Below are 22,975 nucleotides of genomic sequence, written 5' to 3'. Positions count from 1 at the left end.
CTTAGCAATATAATATCTGGACTTATTGCTTATAGTTTCTTACCTAAAAAACCACAAATCAAATTTCAAAACCGAATTTCTAACCAAATTTGCCTATTTTAAGAATCGAACTCAGGTTACTAGTGTTTTGGACTTGAGTCGACATATCATAAGCACTTGGTATAAAAAGAGCATTTAATTTAGGGCAATTATCAAAAGTATAGTCGGGAATTAGTCTTAATCCTTCTTCTGTTGTAATAGGATCTTCGGTTTCTGCAATTGTGATCACATTAAAAATGTATTTCCCCTCCTTAGTTGGTTTAGCAAAGACATCTGATGTTGCAACTACTTCACCTTGAAGTACTCCATCGTACATTAATAACCCTATAGTTGGTAAGTCTATGTTAAAAGGTTTTATATGTTTGGTTGTTGTGTCTGATTTCTTTTCAATTTCTGCGATTTTGGAGTTTTCAGCATTTACCTTTGGTTTTTCAGAACTGCAGCTTACTATAGCTGAACTCATGATGAACATCAAGATTCTTAAATTTTTCATTCTATTCTTAGAGTTTATCATTATTCGTAGTATGCCCAACAATAATAGATAGTTAATACAATACCTACTATACCCGAATTATTTATAGAGCATAAGTAACCATTAGCATACGAAAATACAATCCTTCATTAAAGTTGTGCATTAAGAAATCATAAAATATGCCTAAAAAATAGGCAGACTACATGTTTATTGTAGTATATTCATTTGTTTAAGAGCCTTAATAGTTACGTCCTTTCTAATCATTGGAAACATATCCATATTAAATTGTTCCTTAGGCTCAACGTTTGATGCGAAAAAATATGTTTTGTTTTTAGTTTCTACATATCCAACAAACCAACCGTTATTATTTCCATTTCTGATGGACCATCCGGTTTTTCCGCTAAGCTTGTAGTTAATAGTATCTTCTATTACAATCATTCTTTTTATGATCGTCTCTGTGCGTTTAGAAATAGGTAGTTTAGATAGGTATAATCTCTTTAGAAAATCTATTTGTTGAAATTGACTAATTTGGGATTCTCCTTCGAGCCAGAATACATCGATATTGGTCGAGTCAACTTCCATATTTCCATATTCGAGTTTCTTTAGATATTCAGTCATTCTTTTTGCACCAATCTTTCTTGCTACCTCTTGATAACATGGGACGCACGAATAGTGAAAAGCATCTTTAAATACTAAATCTTGTTCCCAGTTTTTGAGTCTTCTTTTCTCTCCGTTCCATTTGAAAAGAGTACTGTCATTTTTGACTGCTCCAGTTTCGAGAGCTATCATCGAATTAGTAATTTTGAATGTTGAAGCGGGTAAATTTCCTTTGTTAGACCATTGAAAATTATTAGAATAGAATTGATCATCTTTTAAATCATAAAGTAAAATAGCACCTTTAACACCTGCCGAGTCAATAATTGTTTGAAGTGCTGGGACTATAACTTCTTGCTTGCTAGCTTTTTTTACATTTTCTTCTGATTTGGTTTTCTTTCCCGAGCAAGAAATGAATAGAATTAATGTTGATACTAAATAGATTTTTTTCATTTGACTCTATTGGTGTTTACTTACAATTATTGATAAGTTTTTCATTTATGTTCTCCTGTTTGTTTTAATTACATACAACAACGATATATAATTACTATAGGTACCTATAACTATACTCAATGCTTGTAAAATATAGGTGCCTAGTATACGAAAATACAACCCTTATCTAATAATCACTTAGTAAGATGTCATAAAATATGTCTAAAATAATGAGTGAGATTGCATCTTTTTGGTCGGTTTTGTATTGTGATCAACTCTTTAAAGTGTAAGTTCTAAATTCCCTGTATCTAAGCCTACATGGCAACAATCGGTACTTACGGTGTAATCACTTGTAACAACTTCTTGGTTATTAATGTAGCCTTTAAATTGAAGGTTTCGTTTTTGGTTTATATCAAGAACACCATCCTGTATCAATGGATACCGTCCAAGTTCTTTTGCGTCATTAAGTGCAGTAGGAGAAAGTGTCAGTGTCATATCATCTCCGTTGTCCTTATTAATCACAATAAAAGAGTCTAAAGCAACCGGTTTTTGATCTTGATCTGTTATGGATACTTCTATGGTGATAAGTACTAAGGTGCAAACTGCCTTCTCGCATTCAGAATTAACGGGAGTATCGTCATCATCATTCATACAGGATGTCTGTGAAAATGCTAACAACAATAATAGTACTACGAGAAATGATTTTTGTAATTGGATCATGATTTCTGGTTTTTATAATAAGATGCTAAAGTCATAGGATGGTTGTGTCAAAACTAAATTAAGTTATGATAGGATAACCGTAATGTACTATGGTTATTGTTTGAGATCGTTGTGCACCATGTACGATGCTCTTATTCGATCCTGATTCTGATTATATTAACCTGAGTTCGATTAATACCTAGTATTCTATAAAAAGCGTCAATTCGGGTGGTTTTTTGTAGTAAAATGGAGAAAAATTGTATCTAGAATAGCTTTTTAGTACTGAAATGCTTGTTTTCGATACAAAATTCTTAACAGAATTTCACTCAAACTGACGCATTTCAGATTAATCGAACTCAGGTTATTAGAATTAGGAAGCTAACTTATCGAGGAGTCTATAAATCCTATAATTCTAAAAGAATATAGTTATTAGCCTTCCTAAATGAAAATAAGAGATTACAAAATAAAGTATCATGAATATTTACATCGATTGTAGAATCCTTATCCAATTCGAGAAATAATAACACCGTAGGGATTAGGGTTTAGAAGAATCTAGAGGGTTTTTATAAAGAATGCTTCCATATGTTTATATATTACCCAATCACACTACTTAGTCTGAACATCGGCAGGTACATCGCGATAAGAATTGCACCTACGATAATCCCTACAATGATAGTAAGTAATGGGTTTAATACATTCGAGATTACTTGTGATTGGTATTTTACCTGTTGGTTGTATTGTTCGTTAAGCTTTTCGAAAATAAACTCGGTTTGATTGGTTTCTTCTGCTACTCGTATCATGGCAATCATCTTTTTATCAAAAATGGAACTTTTAGAAAAAGAATTGCTCAAAGTACCACCAGCCAATACCTGGCGTTTGGTGTTATGTAATCCTTCTTGTAAAGGGTAAAAGTTAATCATGTTTTTTACCAAATCAATACTTTCTACCATAGGTACTTTTGAAGAGGTAAGTAAAGAAATAGCCTGTGTAAACTGAGCCAGGTATATTTTTCTAAAGTAGTTGCCCAAAATGGGAAGCTTCAATTGTAGTTTACCTAACGCTTTTCGATACCATTGTTTTTTAGAAACCAGTACAATTGTTCCAATACCAGCTATAAAGAGTAAGGTTAATAGCAAACCATTGTTACTCATAAAATCAGAAAAACTAATAATCGCTTTGGTAATACCAGGTAGCTCGACATTGTTTTGTTCAAAGATATCGACAAACATAGGCACTACATATTTTAGCATAAAAAAGATAACTATCAGAGCCGTGCACATCACAATAATAGGGTATGTAAGAGCTGCAATGATTTCTCGTTTCAGCTCATTTTTACGCCTGTAAAAATCGCTAAGCTCTAAGGTGATTTTTGCTAATTCACCGGTTTGTTCTCCGATTTTAATGGCATAATATTCATAATCTGTAAAGTTATTGTCTTTATTCAAAATTTCAGAAAAAGGAGCGCCACTTACCAATTGAAATAGCATAGACTTCATAAGGTTCTGATCCTTTTCTTTTTTTTGTGTCTCTGCTAGTAATTCCAAACCGCTTCTAAGGTCAATCCCCGATTTTAAAAGTACACTAAGCTCTGCATACCACTGCTCTTTCTTTTTGGCACCAAACGAACCACCAAATAAAGTAATTTCCTTGGTCAATATTGATGAGACATCAAAAGAAGCTTCTTTTTTTTGTCGATTACTGGTATTTGAAATTTTTAAGCCCATACTTTTTAGAAGTGTACTGTTGGATCGTTATGTTTATAAACAAATAAACGATGCGATGCTCTCGTATTATGAAATGTTAGTTTTATGGCGTCAATCGTTCCCTCGTTTACCGACTTTCCCTCAAAATAAAACTGTTTTTCTTTTATAGAAAGTTGGTAAGTGTTTATTGTATTTACAATACTATCTGTTAAGAATCGATATTGTTGTTCTTGGATAGGCGAGGAGACAGTTAATGTATTTTCTACTGGGTCCCAGACTGCATCGGTGTATTTATTAAAATCGATGGTTAGTGCAGTTTCCAACGATTGGATTTGTTCTTTGTAACTGTAATTTACCTCAATGCTACGCATATTGTTTTGCACAATATTTAATACAGAAAATGCCAATGTAGCGACAATGGCAGAAATAACGATTACAATCATCATCTCTGTTAGGGTAAAGGCTTTTATTTTTTTCGTGACAAACTTCATTCTATAACTAGCTGTTTTTGGCGTGTTAGTTCAGCTTTACTATAAGACACAGTGGTTTTGTTTTTATCTTGTGTGATAATGATTTCCCAACCGTCAAAATCCTCGGTATAGGGGACTTGTATTTGTTTATGGATAAAGAGGTATTCTATTTCTTTGATACGATTTTCTATAGCACTTTGATCTCGTTTTATTTGATTACTGAAAACCGTGTTAAAACTTAAACTGGCAATCATAAATACAATAATTATAAGCACAGAAGCAGTCAATACCTCTAGTAAGGTGGCGGCTTTTATTTTTTTTAGTATAACCATTTTGCAACAGTGTGTTTGGTATTCTTAAACGGTAACCCGGCATAATCATCTATAGGATTGATCAACACTTTGCCATTAAAGATATGGTTAAGGTAAATAGAACCAGATTGTCTGGCGATACATTGTTTTGCATATAAAGAACCCATGATGATTCCCTGGAAATCGATATTTCCCCGGCAATACACTTCTCCTGTAATACGTACATTGGGTGCGATGGCCATATTTGTTTTGATACGGTTTCTATTGGTTTCCTGTTTTTTGATGAGATAAGCAATAGACCCTTGTATCATGGTTCCCGTGTCAATTTCGAAATCGGGTTGTTGTAATGTGTTATTTTGGGTATTTTCTGTCGGTTTTTTTTGATCCAAAAGAATTAATGAGGAAGGATAGTATAATTGGCTATATGCTCCGACTTTTATTTTTTTGGTAGCAATGCATTGAAAACGTCCTTTTACGCGATCGTGAATAATGATCTCTGGCGCGATAAGCAATACATCTGTTAATTGAGTGGCAGCACCGATAGTGATCTTGGTATCTGATTGCACCACGATATTACCAGTGATCTTTTCATCTCCCAAAAAGATAGCACTCGTATCATAAAGGATTTGTATGGTGTTCTGAAAAGAATTGGTGAGCTCTTTTTTGATAGGGATTAAATTTCCATTTTCTAATAAAGCTCCTTGGGTACTATTTTCAAGATACTGTAACCATTCTGGAGAAAAATCAGGAAGTTTTGCATTACTTTCTATTGCACGCCCATAATATAAATTGGTGCCCTGGTAATACGTTCCTGAAATAGTACCTGCTTTAATCCCTTGTTTTGGAAGGTAACTATTCCCTTCGAGACGAGTATTACCTACTACTACAATAGGAGAGTTGGTATCTTCGATATACAAATTGGGAGTTTTGTCTGTTAAAGCAGCCCCCGTATATGCAATTCTTGATACGGCTTGATTGTGTATATCTATTCCTACATATCGTTTTAACCAACTGCCGTGGTAATCGACAGATTGTTTTACCGTATGATTTTCTTCGGTAATTGTGATAGTATCTGTAGTCGTTGTAGTAGTTTCTAAAGATTCGAACAATTGTTTGTTAGATTGTTCAAAAGCAAAAATAACCTCTTTGGATTTGATTTTAAAAAAAGAGTGTACATGTGTAAGCAATAAAAAAGCACTTAGTATCAAGGCAACCAGTACCGAGATGAGTATGGCAAATTGCATTGCCTGTGCTTTTATTTTTGCTAATAGTTTCAATTCGCAATTTTAAATTCTTTTATTTTTCCTTTATAACGCAGCTTAACCGAACTGCTCCGTGCTTTTATAAGTGTTACTTCTTCAAAAGTTTGTTTTAATTGTAAAAGTTGATCTGATCCGTTAATTTCTATCAAATAAATAGCATTGCTCGCATTTTGACCAGAAACAACTCCTTTATAGGTAATTGATGGCCATACCAGTGCTGGTTTTTTGACTTTGAGTGTGGTTGCTTTGGGTTTTGTAACTTCCTTTTTTGGTTTGTATATAGTGCCTAAAAAAGGATCTCTAAGCACGGTGCTTAATTCGAATTTTTCTCTTTCGTTTCCTTCGATGGGTGCTAGCGATACCTCTGAAGTTTCTGCAACGACTTGATCTTCATCAGAAAAAGCACCAACTACCTGAAAGATAATAGCCCCCCAAATTAAAGCAACTACAGGTAATAAAATATAAAGTCCTTTTTTGCCTTTTAACATTTTTATGGGTTTATCGTAAACTTTGATTTGGTACTGGTTTCACTTTGATTTCCTGCCTGATCAAAAGCTCTAACAATCCAGTAGTAAGTAGCTCCTGCAGTAAGGTCAATATCGGCAGGAGACGTAGCTTCTTGCTCGGTAACTAATTGTGTAAGATCTTCGTCGGTATAGATATAGATCTTATCAAATTCTGTTGTTCCTGCTACCGCTTCTCTGGTCCAGCTAAACGTTACTGTAGTACCCGATAGAGTGGCATCATTTGCAGGGGCAGTTACCATAGGTTGCTTTGGGTTTTTACTATCTACTGTTACAGTTCGGGTGGCATAAAGAGTACTTTGTGTATTGTTCTCTGCACGTACTTGCCACTTGGTAACTCCTTCTGGAAAAGTAGGAGATACAGAGGCTGTAGATGTGGTCTCTTCATTAATGATTTCGTTACTCTCATTAAGCAATTGCACTCGATAAAGGGTAGCGTCTGTTACGACTTGCCATTGCAGATTTGGAGTAGTAGTGTTTGTAATGTTATTATTTTCTGGAGCAATTAAGATGACTTCTCGAGAAGAGAAATCTTCACTTTCGATCACTTTAAAACTTGCCGTAGTATAGGGAGTGGCAGATCCTGCGTTTTGGCCTCTCACTTTCCACTGGTAGCTATTCTTGGTTAATGTAGCATTATAATTGGTAGTAGTGACCACGGTATCAATAACAATCTGATTGGTGTTTTCGAAATCTGGTAAAGCCAGTTGCAAGTGATATTCGGTAGCTTGATCAACAGCCTCCCAACTAAAAGTTACAGCAGTGGTTTCTACCGTAGTATCATTCGAAGGAGCGATCAATACTGTTTTTTTGTCTGATAAATCTTCTTCAAACAACACTTCTTCACAGCTGTAAAAGAAGCAAAGAAATGTCAATATATATAGCGATATTTTTCTCATGACTATAATTTAAAATAATTCATTTTTTCTGTGGCTTTTTCTGCACTTCGATACGTACTTTTTGGACAAGAAGTTTTTTTGTCTATAATGCCAGCCAAAGCGATTTGTTTTCTGCTGTTTTCTCCCCAACAGAAAAAAGACAATTCATATGCAAAAATATGAGCTTTCGAAAAATCAATAGTTTTATATGTTTTCCCTTTATTTACCAACGATAATTGATATTGTTTGTATGGGGCGTTGCTTAAAAAAACGGCTTCGGCATTTTTAATTTCTTCGATAAGCTGTGCCTCAAGAGTTAAGGATACTGAAGTTACAATTGCAGCTTTTTTCTGCCCTTTTAAGTAAGCCAGAGTTTGACTATTATACGTTGCTTCTAATTCTGCAATGATAGCTACACGATCTAATACATCTACCGTTATGAATTGAGGTTTACTTTCTAAAGAATCTACATAATTAAGACCGAGTAAGTTTTCTTTAGAAACTTTAAGATAGGAGTTAAATGTATTTTGATTAAAATCATTAGAACGAACGTTTACCAGAATATTTTTTTTGTAAGAAGGGATCGCAGCAGCCTGAAATTCTGAATGCAATATCCCATCTTTGTGAACGCCTATGATCCCTGGCGCAATAGGAGTTTTTGTGGCCGTTTGCATCGAAGTTTTATCAATTTTAACGGTATGACATCCTATCGTCAAACTACATAGTAAAAGGAACCCTATGGTATACTGGTATGTTCTATATGTTATCCTATTTATTTTCATCTTCATTGTATAATATTAATTGAGGCGTTGTAGCAATATTCTGCATTGCAGATAGGTTGCTCTGGTCCTGAAATTTTTCTTTTTTTCGAAATGCACCTTGGCAAGATTACCAAAGCTATATTTTTGTTCTAGTGTATATATAACGGTAATTAGTGCTTTGTAATCTCCCTGAATAACAAAATCATAGGTAGTGGTACTCTCTTTTGAAGTTTCATTGACAAATGAATGTGGTTCTTCAAAATTGATGATTTTAAAGCTCAACGAATCAGATAGCGTATGTAATGTTTTTAATAAATTGTGTTGTAAAGAACTTCCTTCTACGTTGTTTTTTGCAAGAATAGTATTAAGTTGCTGTTCTTTCTTGGTCAAGGTAGCCAATTGTATAGGTGCAGAAAGATATTTTTTCTTTTCTTCTTCTAGTTTTTGAACTTCGCTGGAAAGCGTAAAAGTTTTGGAAAAACCAAAAAGATAGGCAATATATAATAGGCACAATAGACCTACAATCAATAGTATGTTTTTAGTTTTTTGTTCCATCTGATTTGATTGTAAGTGTTAGTTCAAAATCTGAAGTATTTTGTTTATCTAATCCATATTTTGTAATAGTTACGACATCTATAAATGATAAATTTTCAATGGTTCTTAACCAGATGGTAAAACTTTCCTTATCTATTGATTTGCCAGTAATAGAAATGTAATTTTTTTGAAGTTCAATAAACTTATTTTTTCGTACCGGTTTTAGTAAAGGTTGATAATCCAAAGAAGTAAGGCGTATAGAAGTAGGTAGTATATTGATGATTTGATCAATATATAGAGAACTTTTAGAAAACCCCGTAGTCAAGATACTTTGTACCAGAGCTTCTTTGGTTGCTACTTCAGACTGCTTTTTTGTGATTTGTTCTTTTTGAGTTGTATATACCTGTAATTCTTCTTGTAATCCCTGCCATTTTTTGTAGTTGCTATTGAAGACAAAAAAATTAATAAGCAAAGTGATCAGGATTGTGCCTATACCTATTTGCAGTGCATTTTTAAAAAATCGTGACTCTTTGTGTTTTCGTGTAAGCTCTTCGTTTAAAGATGATATATTTCCAGAAATAGCATCAGATACAGAAAACGTATCTAAAGCTACTGCAAGCGGCAATGTATGTGTAGCTGGAAAAGTTAACCCTTCTATAGCGTATTCTTCGTTTATATTTTCTTTTTTGGGTAATATGGTATGTATTGTATTGGTCCCAAAATGTATTTCTTCGGTATAACTCAGCAATCGCTCTCCTGCTACATATGGTACCAATGCAATAGATTTGAGTCCTCCCAAAGATACAGAAGTGGTCATGATATTATCCTTTTTTAAAGTGTCGATCATATCTTCGATATGCGCTTTTCGGCATACCGCAATAAAAGATTTGTCTTCGGTTCTGAGGATTTGAAAATAAAAGTCTGTAAGGTTTAAATTAGGAAAAGCTTCAGAAACAATTTCGTTATCAGTACCCGTGTGTTGTACTTCTTTGGATAATACCTGATCATCGGTAATCACCAGATGAATTGATTTTTGACTAGGGATAAAATTGGTTAACTCTTTAGTTGTTTGAGCGGTAAAGATTTGGTTAACATCAAGTTCTCCTTTTCTTTGCTGTACATCTAACCCAATATAAGATGAAGCACCATCATAGGTACTATACTCTAAAGATAGAATAGAGGTACTAAAAGGAATATATGTGGATAGTGCTGTCATTAATAGAAAACAGTGGGTTTGATAATTACATTCAATTTTTTCTTAGAATCTTCTCTTACACGTTTACTAAACAACCATTTTAGGATAGGAATACGAGATAAAAAAGGTACACCCGACCCAGAATCGTTTTTAACTTTTTGCTCGATACCACCAAGAATGGCTACATCGTTTGCCCTCATTCTCATAATAGATGAAAATCTTCTACTACTAATATCTGGTGGAGCGTTTTCTGCAATTCGTTCTCCGCTAAAACTGGATTGTACAACCTGTATATCTAATGTAATTTGTCCGTCACCAGAAACAAAAGGTTTAAATTCTAATGCCAATTCTGCATCGATAGGCTGATAATTTACTACCTCTGATGTTTGCGGTATCTGAGAACCAAAGAAACTTTGATTGGTAACAGCATAATACGTAGTTTGTCCACTAGATAAGTAAGCTTTGTGTCCATTAAGAGTACTTAATTTTGGAGTAGACAGTATCTTTACATTACCATTGGTTTCCATGGCTTTGATATCCATATAAAAATTAGGAACTACATTCCCCAGGTTTAAAGATCCAAACCCATCAAATCCACCAATTACACGATTAATGGTTTGTGCCCCCAATCTAATGCTGGTATTTGGATAAATGCCCCCTTCTGTAGTAACAGGCTCTTTACCAATTCCATATTCTATCCCAGCTTCTACGGTCGCAGTACGATTAACTTCTAAAATCATCACTTCTATCAAGATTAAGGGAACAGGCTTATCGATGTAAGTCACAAAACTCTTAAACTTTTCGACTCTGGTTCCTGGGCCACTAACTACAAAACTATTTAATTCGGTATCTATTTTGATATCTAGACCTTGTGTAATCGAAGCAGGAAAGATGTCTGAAATAGACTTGGTTTGTGTATTTCCAGATGAAGAAGGGGTGTTTCTAAAAGAAGAAGTTCCTTGACTTCTATTGTTAAAACCACTTTGATTTGTTCGTTGCGTATTGTTTCCAGTGAAAAAATTAGTCCCTCCTGTTACAAATCCAGAATTACCAAAACCACCACCTCCCGATGGGTTTGCATCTCCTAACATCGCAATCGATCGATGCATCATTTGTACTAGTTCGATTTTCTTTAAAGCTAATTGGTCTTCTGTGCCAAAATAATACACATTACCTTCTCTTTTGAAGGTAAAAGCCTTTGAAACCGTACTGTTGGTCGTTGTATTATTTTGTTGATTGTTATTATAGTTGTTAGAAGAATTTTGATTAGAAGGGCTAGTTGGTGCTGTATTGATGGCGCTTTCAAAAATCTTAACCAGTAATGCATCAAAAGTTATAGATTCGGTTTTTACGGTCACCTTTCCAGCACTTTCTAAAGGAGAAGCTGTAAAAATATTCAATTTCAAATCTTCTGAAATAGTGTAGATCACATCTGCCACAGGGGTGTCTCTTAAATCAACAGAAACGGTTCGCGCCAATGTATCGATAACTTTGTAAGTAAAGTTAGAGCGCCTTGATCGGTATGCTGTTGAGCCATTGCCAGAGCTCCCAGATTGCGGAAATGCAGAAAATTCATAAAATCCATCCTTGGTTTTATTAAAATCCAAATTATTAGCTTCTGCCAATTTTTTCATGGCTGTATCAAAAGGGACATTGCTTATGAAAAGGTTTAAGGTTTTAGAATTCAGTTCTGGAGTAAACAATAGATTTTTACCAGAGATTTCGGTAATTTTTCTAAAAACTTTTGGTAACGGGTCATTAGAAAGATCTGTGGTTAAGGTAGCAGCAAGCGCGTCGTATTGTGCGACTATTACTTTTTCTACGGGTTGTACTGTGGGAGGTGTATAAGGTTTTATAGATAGAATATTACCAGTAAACGATATGTCTAGTTGGTATTCTTTTACCAAAAACACTAATAAATCTTGTACACTTACATCGTTAAATCCATTTACGATAGTAGTATTGTTAAGCGCCTCATCAAGATTAATATTAATTTTATGAACCTGCGATACTGCTCTCAAAAAATTGAGTAAAGAAGTATTTGAAATATTTACGTTTACTTTTTCTGATAAACCAGGAATATCCATAGTAAGCAACTGTAGTTTGTTTTCTATAACAGAAACTCTGGTGTTATCCTGTGCCTGATTTTGCAAGCCGTCTTGAGCAAAAACTTGTAAGCTGATAGCTAGTGCAAAAAATAAGATCTTTCTTTTCATTTGTTTTTTGTTTTCCAGTTGTAAGTTGGAATTGTATTTTATAGTATCGATCAGATTTGTTCCCTTTACAATTTTGAATCGTTTCGATTAGTTTATGTTTCTTTGTGTCTAATTGTCAGATAATAATGAGTATACTTCTTCTACAGAAGTTTCTCCGTTGCTTACCATACGTATTGCATTCGACTTTAAAGTGTTTATATTTTGTTCTTCTATATAAGTATCTATTTGTAACTCGTTGTGTCTAATAGCGGTTTCAAGCTCTTTGGTTATAGGTAAAATTTCGTAAATAGCCTTTCTTCCCATATATCCGGTGTGGTAACATTTATTGCAACCTGTCGCAACGTAGTGTGTTTCCATTTTTTCAGGAATTTCAAACCCTTCTGGGAAATCCTTTACAGTTGCTTTTTTTTGCGTTTTACAATGTGGACAAAGCTTTCTTACTAAACGTTGGGCAATACTCATCGAGATAGTATTTGCCAATAAAAATGCAGGTACTTTCATATCGATTAATCTCGAAATTGTTGCCCATGCAGAGTTGGTATGTATAGTTGATAATACTAGATGCCCAGTTAGTGCTGCTTTGATTGCCATTGCAGCGGTGCGATCATCTCTAATTTCTCCTACCATAATTATATCTGGATCCTGACGAAGAAATGCTCTAAGGGCCGCAGGAAAATCGAATTCGATATCTTCTCTTAGCTGTACCTGATTGATTCCCTGTAGCGTGTATTCTATAGGATCTTCTATGGTTAAGATATTGGTAGTTTCTTTATTTAGTTCTTTTAGTGTTGCATAGAGCGTGGTTGTTTTACCCGAACCTGTAGGACCCGATATTAGGATAATCCCTTGAGGTTTTTTAATGGTCTCGCGATATATCGAGATTTCTTCTTTTGTAAAACCAAGATCGTTTAAAGATACTTCCTGTGTGTTTCGATTTAATAATCGAAGTACTATTTTTTCTCCATATAAAGTGGGCATTGTGGAAACACGAATATCAAACTCATCTGCTCCTTCTTTAAATGTGATACGACCATCTTGTGCCAATCGTTTTTGAGAAATGTCTAATCCCGATTGTATTTTAATCTGATTGACTAATTGCGGATATTCTGAGCTGGCAATCGTATATTGTTCTTTTAGTTTACCGTCTAGTCTAAAACGTACTCTACATACCTTTTCATAAGGTTCCATATGGATATCACTACTCCCAAAGTCTTTGGCAGTAGTTATTAGTTTTTGTAAGAACTGATCTTCATATTGAAGCTTCTCACTAGAAGAAGTAGTTGTTTTTCTATAGTTGAAAGTTAGATAAGACTGAATATTTTCAGATGTATCTGAAACCAGAACTATGGGGCCTCCCAAAATAACGGTTAGCTCTTTTTGCAAATTTTGAGAGTCAGTACTGTCCGTTTTAAGATGCAACACATCTCCTTCTTTTGAAATAGGGACAATTCTGTAATGAAAAGCCTGATTTGAAGTGATTAACTGCTTTATCCGTACTGGAATTTCATAAGTCTTAGACATGCTCATATGAGGTACAGTGTTAAAGCGTTAGTAATCCATTGTGTAATAAAAACGACTCCTATAAAAAGGGACATGTACCCAGCAAGGGGTACCGTTTTATGATTTGTCTTATTGGTTATAAAAAGTGATATTATAAGAGAAAATATCAAAGAAAACACTAATAAAATCACAAAGGTAACCGTTGGGAAACCCGTAGCCAGAGCAATAAAAAAAAGAAGGTCCCCAATCCCGAATGCTTCTTTAAAAAAAGATCGTTTTAACTTAAAAGTAGCATAAATAAATACAGATAAAATACAAAAGGAGACAATACCAAAATTGATTCCTATCGCATAAAAGAAATGTATAGGGAGTACACTTTGATAGTGTAAATACCCTAATAATCCCATCAGAATAAAAAATAGGATACCGTACACCTCTCTATCCTTAATATCTTGATAGGTAATGATACCTAGAGCAGATGCCAAAAATATTTTTAGAACTACAATCAAACTTTAATCTTTTACTATTTGTTTTGGACTACCACTTTCGTCAATTTCCCATACATTATATACTCCATCTCCATCAAAATCAACCACAGCAGTTGCTCTTGCCTTAAAATTAGATACAGAAGCTTCTAGTATTTCATAGCTGTAATTTGCAGTCCCTCCATTTTTTACAGTTTTAGGGGCTTCATAATTAAGCTCTGTAAAATCTATAGAATACTTAGAATTTAGGTAACGATATTGTGTTTGCATGTTACCAATTGTTTTAAGTTGTATCTTAGCTTCCTGAGCTTTGGTTTGCGCAATCAAAGGCAAGAAATTAGGTAAGGCTATTAAAAGTAAAATACCTATAATTGCTAAAACCAAAAGCATTTCTTGAAGGTTGAAAGCTTTAACTTTTTTTAATAAAGAATTTTTCATAAATGTCTTATAATCAAAATGGTGGCAAAAGTAAGGTTTTTCCATAAATATTGTGTTATGTTTAAATGATTCAAAAATGATATTACATAACAATATTGCTATTTTTCCCTTCCTTGATACTTGTTTCTATCTATATCTTTTATTATTACTTTTTATATAGTTGTTTGTTGCAAAACAATTCAGCTAAGTTTATAACCTAATGTGAAAACTATTTTGCAATGATACAACATCAGAGTTTCAATTTTTGAGACTGAGACTTTTTTTAGAAAAAAATATGCTTTTTCTTTAATACTGATTTAGATTAGTCTTTTATATAGGTTAGTTCTATTCCTTAGATTTCTGTTACCCTATAAGTGTGGAAATGTTTTCTGAGTTAATTATAATTAATTGAAAATAAGGGTGTTATGTTTGTTTTTAATTTTTGGCACAGCAATTGTTTATATTCTAGACAAACAATGTAATATTAATTTAAAACCATAGAATATGAAAACAGTATACACTTTTACGTTACGATTGGATTTTAAACCGTTTATTAATTTTTTAAGAGATCTTCCTGCTTCTTCTAGTTATGCGATTCACAGGTAAGCGATGAGAAAGTATGATAAAAAGACATCTGTATGCAGATGTATAAACGGAACATAAAAAGCGAGATCATTTTTAATCTCGCTTTTTTATTTTAGTAGTAATTTATTTGAGAAATAGTATTAAATAGAAACACCAACCAGAACACCTATTCCTATTCCTCCTATCGCGATGAGTATTTTATCAAAAATACTTTTAGTTTTTTGTCTCTTTACATTCTTTTCTACAATATCAAGACTGTTTGTGGCCTTCTCCAAACTATTTATGGTGTAATCCAGAGCTTTTTGTGTATTGGTTAAGGTTGCCTGCGTTCTTTGATAAATTTCTTTATCTAATGCATCGCTTTCATCAAAGTTGACTTTTAATTTACTTTCTAGTTCAATATTCCTTTTTAAGGTTTTTGTATAGTTTTCTAAAAGCGCATGGGTCATGTTGTTTTGTTTTCCAACATTTTCATAGAAACTTTTTAAAGCTAGAAATGATTTTTTATTCACCAGGTAAATGTCAGAAGTACGAAAGGTATATAAGCTATCCTTCTTTACCAATAAAGGAGGTCCTTGTCTATTGGCATAAGAAGCTGGGATTTCAATAGTTTTTAGAGAGTCTATTTGACTATAAGAGGTAGAGATAAATAGAAATATAAAGAAGAAGAGTATGTTTTTCATAATGTAGCGATTGTGTGTGCATTGGTTTTGTGAATTGTATTTAACAATAAATAAGAGATTATTGATGAATACCAAAAAGCTTGTCTAGTAACACTTTGTGTTCTGTTAATTTTTTATTGTTTTTAGATATAGTATCTTTAATTGCTTCTAACTCGTTCCAATCTTTTGCATTTTTTCTTTTGAAATCGAATAAAAGAGAATCACGTTGTCGTGATATAATGTCTTTTTGTAACTGAAGTTTTTTAAGCTCTTTTACAGAGTTTTGAAGATTTGATTTTGTTACCGCAAGTGTATCTCTAGAAACTTTCAACTCTTGTCTTGCATTATCTAATTCTGATTTAATGATTTTCCAATTAGATCCCGAATTAAAAATCATATACCCAATCACTACAAGAAATAGTAATGCTACTATTTGAAGGATTGTATTTGCGTTAATATTTTTCATGAGTTTTTCTGTTAAAGAACTTTTTAAGCCGATTTAAAGGTAAAAATAAGTATTTTATTCTTCACAAACATGGGGAAAACCCCTCAAAAATCCCAAGACTTTTTCTTTTTTTAAAAGATGATTTTGGATATAAGTTTCCTAAAGTTGTGATAAGAGTTTTTGTTGAGTTTCGCTTTTCTTGTATTTAATTGTACATTAGTCCCATACCTCAAAACTTGTAATTATGTCGGATTTTTGGCTTTATATAAAGCTTGGTTTTAGCCATGTGTTGGATTGGAATGCCTATGATCATGTACTGTTTTTAATTGTACTTACCGTGGGATATACGTTTGATAATTGGAAAAGAATGTTGCTATTGGTAACTTTGTTTACGTTGGGACATACACTGTCATTATTTCTGGCAGCTTATGATATTATCTCGGTTAACTCAAGACTTATAGAGTTTTTAATACCAGTAACTATATTTGCAACAGGGTTGTTTAATGTATTTACGGCAAAGAATACGTTTAAAAACGGGAAAATGGGTGTGCAATATATTGCCACAGTGTTTTTTGGGTTAATACATGGTTTGGGATTTTCAATTTATTTTAATCATATTAGCGGGGGGACAAAAGTTTTGCCATTGTTAGAATTTGCTTTAGGAATAGAGTTTGCACAAATTGTTATTGTTTTTATAGTGCTTTTTATAAGCTTTTTGGCGCAAACATTTTTTAGATTTTCTAAGCGGGATTGGATTATGGTTATTTCTTCTATTGTTATAGGGATAGTAATTCCAATGCTTTTGGCTAACAAAATTTGGTAAAGAATATATTGCATTAAGGTTGTATTTGCCACAGGGTAATAATATATTCGTATTTTGATTGTTATCAATTTATTATTATTTTCTATTCTATGTCCAAAATAAAACAACTGAAGTATGATAAAGCTTATCTGAGAATCGCAAGAGAATGGGGGAAACTATCACATTGCCATCGTAAAAAAGTTGGTGCGGTTATTGTTAAAGATAGGATGATTATTTCTGATGGATTTAATGGAACTCCAACCGGTTTCGAAAACCCATGTGAAGATGAAGAAGGATATACAAAATGGTATGTGCTACATGCAGAGGCAAATGCCATATCAAAAGTAGCTTCATCGACACAATCGTGTAAAGGAGCAACTTTGTATATTACATTGTCGCCTTGCAAAGAGTGCAGTAAGTTAATCCATCAGGCAGGGATAAAAAGAATTGTCTATCAAACAGCATATAAAGATGACTCTGGCTTAAAATTTTTAATAAAAGCAGGAGTAGAAATAGAGCAGATTTCTGATTTAGAAGATTAAATGAAATATTCAAAAATATATGTACCTTTTTTTATAGGACTGGCTTTAGGAGTTGGAGTACTTATAGGTAGTAAGCTTAATTTTAGCAACCCATCGGCAAAATTATTTTCTTACAACCCTAAGAAAGAGAAGCTTAATAGGCTTATAGATTATATAGATTATGAATATGTAGATGAGATTAATACCGACAGTATTGTCGAAGTTACTGTAAATAGAATATTAGAAAACTTAGATCCGCATTCAATCTACATCCCACCAGAAGAACTTAAAGAAGTTACCGAAAGTATGCAGGGAGATTTTATAGGCATTGGTGTGAGTTATTATTCTTTTAGAGATACTATTTCTGTAATCAATACGATAAAAGGAGGGCCAAGCGAAAAATCTGGTATCAAAGCAGGAGATAGAATTTTGATGGCAAATAATGATACTCTTTATGGAGATAAGTTAATACGAGAAAATCTGGCAAGTAAATTAAAAGGAGAGTTAAATAGCAAAGTATTACTTAAAGTTTATAGAAAAGGGTCTGGGGTATTTGATGTAGTAGTTAAAAGAGGAAGAGTTCCTTTAGAAAGTGTCGATGCCGCTTATATGCTTACAGATGATTTGGGATATGTTAAAATTAATCGATTTGCAGAAACTACTTATAAAGAATTTAAAAGTGCAATCGATAAGTTATTGGATAAAAAAGTGAAGCATCTTGTGGTGGATCTTCGTGATAATGGTGGAGGGTTTATTGCTCCGGCTTTAAAAATGGCAGATGAATTTCTTAAGGATGATGTGCTTATTATGTTTACCAAAAACAAAAATGGGGCTATAGAAAATAATTATGCAACCAATAGAGGAAGCTTTGAGCAAGGAAAAGTATATGTGTTGCTTAATGAAAATTCTGCTTCTGCAAGCGAGATCTTTGCAGGTGCTATCCAGGATAATGATAGAGGAACTATCGTTGGCAGACGCTCATATGGCAAAGGTTTGGTGCAAAGAGAAATGGCATTAGGAGATGGTAGTGCAATACGGTTGACTATTTCACGTTACTATACACCAACGGGGCGTTCTATTCAAAAACCATATGAAAATGGTAATAAAGAATACTTTAATGAATATCTCGAGCGATATAAAAATGGAGAATTACAGAATGCAGATAGTATACAGGTAGCAGATTCATTAAAGTTTAAAACCCCAGGAGGAAAAATTGTATTTGGAGGAGGTGGTATCATACCTGATATCTTTGTAGGGAGAGATACGACTCGAGTTAGCGAAACATTAGGATATATGTTGAGATCGGGTAGAATGGGAGGATATATTTTTGAAGCATTGGATAAAGATAGGACATATTATAATGGACTGTCTGAAGAAGAATTTAATGAAAAGGTGATTATTGATGATCCTTTTGTAGAGGACTTTTTAAAATACTCAAGAAGCCGAGGGATTGAGATTGAATTAAAGAATTATAAAGATCAATTAAAAGAGTATTTGAAAGCTACAATGGCTCAGCAATTGTTCGGAACCGCTGCTTTCGAAAAGATTATTAACAGGGATGATGCAATGATAAATAAAGTGATTTCAATGTCTGAACAACAAGAATAATACTATATCTATTAAAATTATATGACTGTATTTGAAGAGTATTTATTAGCTATTGCAATTTGTTCGCCATTGTTTTTCTTTATTATTGCCGTAGCGTTTAGATTGTTAGATAATAGTGCATCTATTTTTCTGAAACACGATATTTTGGTGGATACCTCTTATGTATCTGGAGAAATAATACGTGAACATATGAATAACTCTAAGGATATAAGACTCAAAAAAACACTTTCAAGAGCATTGTTGTTTAGACGATTACATAATTTATTTATGATCTTGATGGTGGTTTCAATTCCGCCTGTAATTATAGCGTGCTTTTTTGTGTTTTAAATAATAAAGAATCAATTCTACAAAAGATACGTGTTATCTTTTTTTATTCTTTTTCTCTTGAATACTTCTAGATGTGATTAATATTAGCAAAAGTACTACTACACATGCAGAGGCTACAATACTTATAACTGCAGTTTTACTGTTTCCAATTAATAAGTTATCAAAGTCAACATGAGTCGTATTGTAAATAATAAGGCCAATGGCAATTGCTAATAATAAATAGATAAAATATTTCAAGATAATAGTGTTTTTGTTTGTTAAAAAAGTCCTTTGATATTGGTGGCAAATAATTTAACAGCTATTGCTAATAAAATAACTCCAAAAATTTTACGAATTACATTAATTCCTTGTTTACCAAGTACCTTTTCTATTCTACCAGAGGATTTTAAAATAATGTATACAAAAATAATATTTATAAGTATAGCAACCACAATATTTACAGGTTGATATTCTGCTCGTAAAGAGAGAATAGATGTCATGGTACCTGCTCCTGCAATAAGAGGAAATGCCAAAGGCACAACAGCTGCGGTCTCTGGAGCATCATCCTTATATAATTGTATTCCCAAAATCATTTCGAGTGCAATAAAAAATATGATAAAGGCTCCTGCAACCGCAAAAGAATTCACGTCAATTCCTATGAGATTTAAGATTTCTTTTCCTACAAAAAGGAATAGAATCATCAAAATTGCTGCTACAATAGAGGCTTTTTCACTTTGTATGTGCCCTACTTTTTTTCGAAGATCAATAATGATAGGAATGCTTCCTATAATATCTATTACAGCAAATAGGATCATACTTGCTGTCAATATTTCTTTGAGATTAAAGTGCATAATCGAGTTGATTTTAAAAATTAACGCAAATGTAATTAGGCGCTATAAAGTAAAGGTATTATAAAAAGATAAATAAATTGTAAAAATAATTGTCTAAGAAGTATCTTTACAGCATGTTTCAGTTAGGAAAAACAATAATATCAGAGGATATAATCGAGAAAGATTTTTTATGTAATCTGTCTGCCTGTAAAGGCGCTTGTTGTATTGATGGAGAAGCAGGTGCTCCTTTAGAAAAATCAGAAATAGATAAACTAAAAGAGGTATATCCTGTAGTGAAACCTTATTTAAGGGAAGAAGGAATTAAGGCAATAGAAAATCAAGGTACTCATATAGAAACCGAAAATGGTGAATTAGAAACTCCACTTATCGATGGGGCAGATTGTGCGTATGTAATTTTTGATAAAAAAGGTACCGCAATGTGCGCGATTGAAGAGGCTTATAATCAAGGAGAAATAGATTGGAAAAAACCTATTTCTTGTCATTTGTATCCCGTTCGAGTTCAGGAGTACACAGAGTTTTCGGCTGTAAATTATCATCATTGGGAGATTTGTGATGATGCTTGTTCGTTAGGGAAAGAGTTGCAAGTGCCTGTGTATAAGTTTGTAAAAGAAGCTTTGGTTAGAAAATTTGGAGAAGATTGGTATATAGAGCTCGAGAAAGTAGCCGAGAACTTTAAGAAATAAATTTATAAGATATAAACAAAAAGAGGCCATATGTTTGTGGCCTCTTTTGCATTAAATGCATAACATTAGAAATAAGTTGGTTGTTATAAGATGTTATTGCTTTATGAATTTTTTGCGATAATAGTGTAGTGGTTATTCTTGCCGCCATATATAATAATTTGTTTTTATTGTAATTTTTACATCTATTGTATTTGTTTATAGTTGTAAAAATAATAGATGTATATTCGTTTTGATGTGTTAAAATGTATGAAGTGTTGGTTTTAATGTAGGAACGGTATAGCTTTTTGTGTAAAGCGTTTTTTTGATAGTTAGAGAGCTGTAAAGGGTTTGGGGAGAATAGAGTACGTTAATTATAAGAATAAGAGCGTATTTTTTTCCTTTTTTAAAGAATATTTAAATAACGTCTTGTTTGGCTTTTAACAATTCTAAAAATAAAAGTTTGATTGTAAACTATGCAATGTTTTAAAGAGTTTTTGAGAGGTGAATTTTACAAAATATAGATTTTTAAATGTTAAAAAACGAGGTTGTCAACATTACGGTTTTGCCGTAAATTCAGCTTTTTTTAACATTTTGTTTTTTGTGCTTAAAAATGCTCTTAACAAGTGAGGAATAGCAGGTTTGCAGAGATCGTGTTTAGATTGTTATTGATTCGGGTTTGAAGTCTAATTAATTGGTTTTTAGTTGTTTGAAAATAGTTTTGTAAAAGGTCATTTTTGTGAAAAAAAAACTTCGTGTTGAAAACTTTGTTGAAAACGTTTGCCAACTTTAGGTAAGACTTTTAACCTAATTTTTGATCTTTGTATAACTCTTTAGAAAAGAAGAAAATTCTTAAAAAAAACAGCAAAAAAAGATATAATGAGTTTTGTAGAACCTATTTTACAGGAAAATAAAGATCGATTTGTAATTTTTCCAATTCAACATCATGATATTTGGGAATGGTACAAAAAATCTGAAGCAAGTTTTTGGACAGCAGAAGAAATCGATTTACATCAGGATATTACCGATTGGTCTACAAAGCTAACCAACGATGAACGATATTTCATAAAGCATATTTTAGCATTTTTTGCTGCATCTGATGGTATTGTAAATGAGAACCTTGCCGAGAATTTTGTGAATGAAGTACAGTATAGTGAAGCAAAATTCTTTTATGGATTTCAGATCATGATGGAAAATATTCATTCTGAAACCTATTCGCTGCTTATTGATACTTATGTAAAAGATGAAAAAGAAAAGGATTTGTTGTTTAACGCAATTGATAACTTTCCTGCCATTAGAAAAAAAGCAGATTGGGCATTAAAATGGATCGAATCAGATTCGTTTGCAGAACGATTAATTGCTTTTGCAGCAGTAGAAGGAATTTTCTTTTCAGGAGCCTTTTGCTCTATATTTTGGTTGAAAAAACGTGGATTAATGCCAGGACTTACTTTTTCAAACGAATTAATATCTAGAGATGAAGGAGTACACTGTGATTTTGCAGTTCATCTACATAATAATCATTTGGTTAATAAAGTGCCGAAAGAAAGAATACGTGCTATTATAGTAGATGCTTTAAATATTGAAAGAGAATTTATTACAGAATCACTTCCTGTAAGCTTAATCGGAATGAATTCGAAGTTAATGACACAGTACCTAGAGTTTGTTACTGATAGGTTACTGGCAGAATTAGGATGTGAAAAAGAATATGGAACAGTTAATCCATTTGATTTTATGGATATGATTTCATTACAAGGAAAAACAAACTTTTTCGAGAAACGAGTTTCAGAATACCAGAAAGCTGGAGTACTTAATAAAGATACCGACGATAATAAAATAAGTTTTGATGCAGATTTTTAGATAAAACCGTAGCTAATAGATCAAACTGCCTTTGTCAATGATGTTTTAATAACAAGACATTGTGAACTATAGCAATTTTAAAAAGAACATTAAAACAATAACAATATATTCATTCTGAGCTAATCAAAAACATTTCTTCTGTTTATTCAGATTAGCTCAGTTTGATACAGCTTTATAAGCATTACAA

25 protein-coding genes and 1 pseudogene are annotated in these 22,975 nt (G+C 32.8%); 7 read left to right on the top strand and 19 right to left on the bottom strand.

Annotation, left to right across the window (positions count from 1 at the left end):
- A pseudogene (locus ABW636_RS22595) lies at positions 1 to 102 on the top strand (IS982 family transposase); the annotation flags it as partial.
- On the opposite strand, the gene ABW636_RS20355 reads toward ABW636_RS22595, so the two are convergent.
- From ABW636_RS20355 to ABW636_RS20270, 18 genes are all read right to left on the bottom strand, one after another.
- Positions 80 to 502 carry a type 1 glutamine amidotransferase family protein gene (locus ABW636_RS20355; RefSeq protein ID WP_367591930.1) on the bottom strand — a complete coding sequence of 141 codons (423 nt, stop codon included), beginning with the start codon at positions 500 to 502 and terminating at the stop codon, positions 80 to 82. The pseudogene ABW636_RS22595 and the gene ABW636_RS20355 overlap by 23 nt on opposite strands.
- 216 nt (positions 503 to 718) lie before the next feature.
- Positions 719 to 1,558 (bottom strand): class D beta-lactamase, encoded by an 840-nt coding sequence (blaOXA, locus tag ABW636_RS20350; RefSeq protein WP_367591929.1) that lies wholly within the window; start codon positions 1,556 to 1,558, stop codon positions 719 to 721.
- A 258-nt stretch (positions 1,559 to 1,816) separates the two neighbouring features.
- The gene (locus ABW636_RS20345; RefSeq protein ID WP_367591928.1) at positions 1,817 to 2,257 is read right to left on the bottom strand and encodes a hypothetical protein; all 441 of its coding nucleotides are present in this window, start codon (positions 2,255 to 2,257) and stop codon (positions 1,817 to 1,819) included.
- Positions 2,258 to 2,829: 572 nt separating this feature from the next.
- Positions 2,830 to 3,960 (bottom strand): type II secretion system F family protein, encoded by a 1,131-nt coding sequence (locus tag ABW636_RS20340; protein ID WP_367591927.1) that lies wholly within the window; start codon positions 3,958 to 3,960, stop codon positions 2,830 to 2,832.
- A 5-nt stretch (positions 3,961 to 3,965) separates the two neighbouring features.
- On the bottom strand, positions 3,966 to 4,430 hold the full coding sequence (locus ABW636_RS20335; RefSeq protein ID WP_367591926.1) for a PulJ/GspJ family protein: 465 nt from the start codon (positions 4,428 to 4,430) through the stop codon (positions 3,966 to 3,968).
- On the bottom strand, positions 4,427 to 4,741 hold the full coding sequence (locus ABW636_RS20330; RefSeq protein ID WP_367591925.1) for a hypothetical protein: 315 nt from the start codon (positions 4,739 to 4,741) through the stop codon (positions 4,427 to 4,429). Before ABW636_RS20330 ends, ABW636_RS20335 begins: the two co-directional genes overlap by 4 nt.
- On the bottom strand, positions 4,729 to 5,997 hold the full coding sequence (locus ABW636_RS20325; protein WP_367591924.1) for a hypothetical protein: 1,269 nt from the start codon (positions 5,995 to 5,997) through the stop codon (positions 4,729 to 4,731). The genes ABW636_RS20330 and ABW636_RS20325 overlap by 13 nt, the downstream gene beginning before the upstream one ends.
- A complete protein-coding gene (locus ABW636_RS20320) occupies positions 5,994 to 6,470 on the bottom strand; it encodes a hypothetical protein (RefSeq protein ID WP_367591923.1) in 477 nt (158 codons plus the stop codon). The genes ABW636_RS20325 and ABW636_RS20320 overlap by 4 nt, the downstream gene beginning before the upstream one ends.
- A 2-nt stretch (positions 6,471 to 6,472) precedes the next feature.
- Positions 6,473 to 7,405 carry a hypothetical protein gene (locus ABW636_RS20315; protein WP_367591922.1) on the bottom strand — a complete coding sequence of 311 codons (933 nt, stop codon included), beginning with the start codon at positions 7,403 to 7,405 and terminating at the stop codon, positions 6,473 to 6,475.
- Between the two features lie 2 nt (positions 7,406 to 7,407).
- Positions 7,408 to 8,166, bottom strand: coding sequence for a hypothetical protein (locus ABW636_RS20310; protein WP_367591921.1), 759 nt, complete (start codon positions 8,164 to 8,166; stop codon positions 7,408 to 7,410).
- Positions 8,167 to 8,181: 15 nt separating this feature from the next.
- Positions 8,182 to 8,700, bottom strand: coding sequence for a hypothetical protein (locus ABW636_RS20305; RefSeq protein ID WP_367591920.1), 519 nt, complete (start codon positions 8,698 to 8,700; stop codon positions 8,182 to 8,184).
- Complete coding sequence (locus ABW636_RS20300) at positions 8,684 to 9,895, bottom strand: PilN domain-containing protein (RefSeq protein WP_367591919.1); 1,212 nt, start codon at positions 9,893 to 9,895, stop codon at positions 8,684 to 8,686. Before ABW636_RS20300 ends, ABW636_RS20305 begins: the two co-directional genes overlap by 17 nt.
- Positions 9,895 to 12,090 (bottom strand): type II secretion system protein GspD, encoded by a 2,196-nt coding sequence (locus ABW636_RS20295; protein ID WP_367591918.1) that lies wholly within the window; start codon positions 12,088 to 12,090, stop codon positions 9,895 to 9,897. Before ABW636_RS20295 ends, ABW636_RS20300 begins: the two co-directional genes overlap by 1 nt.
- A gap of 108 nt (positions 12,091 to 12,198) precedes the next feature.
- Positions 12,199 to 13,617 carry a GspE/PulE family protein gene (locus tag ABW636_RS20290; protein WP_367591917.1) on the bottom strand — a complete coding sequence of 473 codons (1,419 nt, stop codon included), beginning with the start codon at positions 13,615 to 13,617 and terminating at the stop codon, positions 12,199 to 12,201.
- Complete coding sequence (locus tag ABW636_RS20285; protein ID WP_367591916.1) at positions 13,614 to 14,099, bottom strand: hypothetical protein; 486 nt, start codon at positions 14,097 to 14,099, stop codon at positions 13,614 to 13,616. The genes ABW636_RS20290 and ABW636_RS20285 overlap by 4 nt, the downstream gene beginning before the upstream one ends.
- 3 nt (positions 14,100 to 14,102) lie before the next feature.
- Entirely contained in the window at positions 14,103 to 14,558 is a 456-nt protein-coding gene (locus tag ABW636_RS20280) for a prepilin-type N-terminal cleavage/methylation domain-containing protein (RefSeq protein ID WP_367591915.1), read from the bottom strand.
- Between the two features lie 659 nt (positions 14,559 to 15,217).
- On the bottom strand, positions 15,218 to 15,760 hold the full coding sequence (locus tag ABW636_RS20275; protein ID WP_367591914.1) for a hypothetical protein: 543 nt from the start codon (positions 15,758 to 15,760) through the stop codon (positions 15,218 to 15,220).
- Positions 15,761 to 15,818: 58 nt separating this feature from the next.
- Positions 15,819 to 16,205: a coiled-coil domain-containing protein gene (locus ABW636_RS20270; RefSeq protein WP_367591913.1), complete on the bottom strand. Its 387-nt coding sequence runs from the start codon at positions 16,203 to 16,205 to the stop codon at positions 15,819 to 15,821.
- Positions 16,206 to 16,428: 223 nt separating this feature from the next.
- Between ABW636_RS20270 and ABW636_RS20265 the strand changes: the two genes are divergently transcribed.
- The 4 genes from ABW636_RS20265 (at position 16,429) to ABW636_RS20250 (ending at position 19,442) form a co-directional block, all read left to right on the top strand.
- Entirely contained in the window at positions 16,429 to 17,007 is a 579-nt protein-coding gene (locus tag ABW636_RS20265; protein ID WP_367591912.1) for a HupE/UreJ family protein, read from the top strand.
- Positions 17,008 to 17,096: 89 nt separating this feature from the next.
- Positions 17,097 to 17,528 carry a deoxycytidylate deaminase gene (locus ABW636_RS20260; RefSeq protein WP_367591911.1) on the top strand — a complete coding sequence of 144 codons (432 nt, stop codon included), beginning with the start codon at positions 17,097 to 17,099 and terminating at the stop codon, positions 17,526 to 17,528.
- Entirely contained in the window at positions 17,529 to 19,115 is a 1,587-nt protein-coding gene (locus ABW636_RS20255) for a S41 family peptidase (protein WP_367591910.1), read from the top strand.
- Positions 19,116 to 19,136: 21 nt separating this feature from the next.
- On the top strand, positions 19,137 to 19,442 hold the full coding sequence (locus tag ABW636_RS20250; RefSeq protein ID WP_367591909.1) for a hypothetical protein: 306 nt from the start codon (positions 19,137 to 19,139) through the stop codon (positions 19,440 to 19,442).
- 257 nt (positions 19,443 to 19,699) lie between these two features.
- On the opposite strand, the gene ABW636_RS20245 is transcribed toward ABW636_RS20250, so the two are convergent.
- The gene (locus tag ABW636_RS20245) at positions 19,700 to 20,272 is read right to left on the bottom strand and encodes a MarC family protein (RefSeq protein ID WP_367591908.1); all 573 of its coding nucleotides are present in this window, start codon (positions 20,270 to 20,272) and stop codon (positions 19,700 to 19,702) included.
- 113 nt (positions 20,273 to 20,385) lie between these two features.
- Here ABW636_RS20245 and ABW636_RS20240 point away from each other — a divergent pair, with 113 nt between their 5' ends.
- Positions 20,386 to 20,955 (top strand): DUF3109 family protein, encoded by a 570-nt coding sequence (locus tag ABW636_RS20240; RefSeq protein WP_367591907.1) that lies wholly within the window; start codon positions 20,386 to 20,388, stop codon positions 20,953 to 20,955.
- Between the two features lie 855 nt (positions 20,956 to 21,810).
- Entirely contained in the window at positions 21,811 to 22,788 is a 978-nt protein-coding gene (locus ABW636_RS20235; RefSeq protein WP_367591906.1) for a ribonucleotide-diphosphate reductase subunit beta, read from the top strand.
- Positions 22,789 to 22,975 lie beyond the last annotated feature (187 nt).

Origin of the sequence: Aquimarina discodermiae (genome assembly GCF_040786235.1) — a bacterium.
Taxonomy (GTDB): domain Bacteria; phylum Bacteroidota; class Bacteroidia; order Flavobacteriales; family Flavobacteriaceae; genus Aquimarina.
This window is presented reverse-complemented; position numbering and strand designations above follow the sequence as displayed.

Excerpts from the sequence above, each read along its gene's own strand:
- ABW636_RS20295 (WP_367591918.1), bottom strand. The coding sequence starts at position 12,090 with ATGAAAAGAAAGATCTTATTTTTTGCACTAGCTATCAGCTTACAAGTT.
- ABW636_RS20300 (WP_367591919.1), bottom strand. The coding sequence starts at position 9,895 with ATGACAGCACTATCCACATATATTCCTTTTAGTACCTCTATTCTATCT.
- ABW636_RS20235 (WP_367591906.1), top strand. The coding sequence starts at position 21,811 with ATGAGTTTTGTAGAACCTATTTTACAGGAAAATAAAGATCGATTTGTA.
- ABW636_RS20280 (WP_367591915.1), bottom strand. The coding sequence starts at position 14,558 with ATGGAAAAACCTTACTTTTGCCACCATTTTGATTATAAGACATTTATG.
- ABW636_RS20250 (WP_367591909.1), top strand. The coding sequence starts at position 19,137 with ATGACTGTATTTGAAGAGTATTTATTAGCTATTGCAATTTGTTCGCCA.
- ABW636_RS20315 (WP_367591922.1), bottom strand. The coding sequence starts at position 7,405 with ATGAGAAAAATATCGCTATATATATTGACATTTCTTTGCTTCTTTTAC.
- ABW636_RS20345 (WP_367591928.1), bottom strand. The coding sequence starts at position 2,257 with ATGATCCAATTACAAAAATCATTTCTCGTAGTACTATTATTGTTGTTA.
- ABW636_RS20265 (WP_367591912.1), top strand. The coding sequence starts at position 16,429 with ATGTCGGATTTTTGGCTTTATATAAAGCTTGGTTTTAGCCATGTGTTG.
- ABW636_RS20270 (WP_367591913.1), bottom strand. The coding sequence starts at position 16,205 with ATGAAAAATATTAACGCAAATACAATCCTTCAAATAGTAGCATTACTA.
- ABW636_RS20355 (WP_367591930.1), bottom strand. The coding sequence starts at position 502 with ATGAGTTCAGCTATAGTAAGCTGCAGTTCTGAAAAACCAAAGGTAAAT.
- ABW636_RS20335 (WP_367591926.1), bottom strand. The coding sequence starts at position 4,430 with ATGAAGTTTGTCACGAAAAAAATAAAAGCCTTTACCCTAACAGAGATG.
- ABW636_RS20340 (WP_367591927.1), bottom strand. The coding sequence starts at position 3,960 with ATGGGCTTAAAAATTTCAAATACCAGTAATCGACAAAAAAAAGAAGCT.
- ABW636_RS20245 (WP_367591908.1), bottom strand. The coding sequence starts at position 20,272 with ATGCACTTTAATCTCAAAGAAATATTGACAGCAAGTATGATCCTATTT.
- ABW636_RS20275 (WP_367591914.1), bottom strand. The coding sequence starts at position 15,760 with ATGAAAAACATACTCTTCTTCTTTATATTTCTATTTATCTCTACCTCT.
- ABW636_RS20255 (WP_367591910.1), top strand. The coding sequence starts at position 17,529 with ATGAAATATTCAAAAATATATGTACCTTTTTTTATAGGACTGGCTTTA.
- blaOXA (WP_367591929.1), bottom strand. The coding sequence starts at position 1,558 with ATGAAAAAAATCTATTTAGTATCAACATTAATTCTATTCATTTCTTGC.
- ABW636_RS20305 (WP_367591920.1), bottom strand. The coding sequence starts at position 8,700 with ATGGAACAAAAAACTAAAAACATACTATTGATTGTAGGTCTATTGTGC.
- ABW636_RS20260 (WP_367591911.1), top strand. The coding sequence starts at position 17,097 with ATGTCCAAAATAAAACAACTGAAGTATGATAAAGCTTATCTGAGAATC.
- ABW636_RS20310 (WP_367591921.1), bottom strand. The coding sequence starts at position 8,166 with ATGAAAATAAATAGGATAACATATAGAACATACCAGTATACCATAGGG.
- ABW636_RS20320 (WP_367591923.1), bottom strand. The coding sequence starts at position 6,470 with ATGTTAAAAGGCAAAAAAGGACTTTATATTTTATTACCTGTAGTTGCT.
- ABW636_RS20240 (WP_367591907.1), top strand. The coding sequence starts at position 20,386 with ATGTTTCAGTTAGGAAAAACAATAATATCAGAGGATATAATCGAGAAA.
- ABW636_RS20290 (WP_367591917.1), bottom strand. The coding sequence starts at position 13,617 with ATGAGCATGTCTAAGACTTATGAAATTCCAGTACGGATAAAGCAGTTA.
- ABW636_RS20330 (WP_367591925.1), bottom strand. The coding sequence starts at position 4,741 with ATGGTTATACTAAAAAAAATAAAAGCCGCCACCTTACTAGAGGTATTG.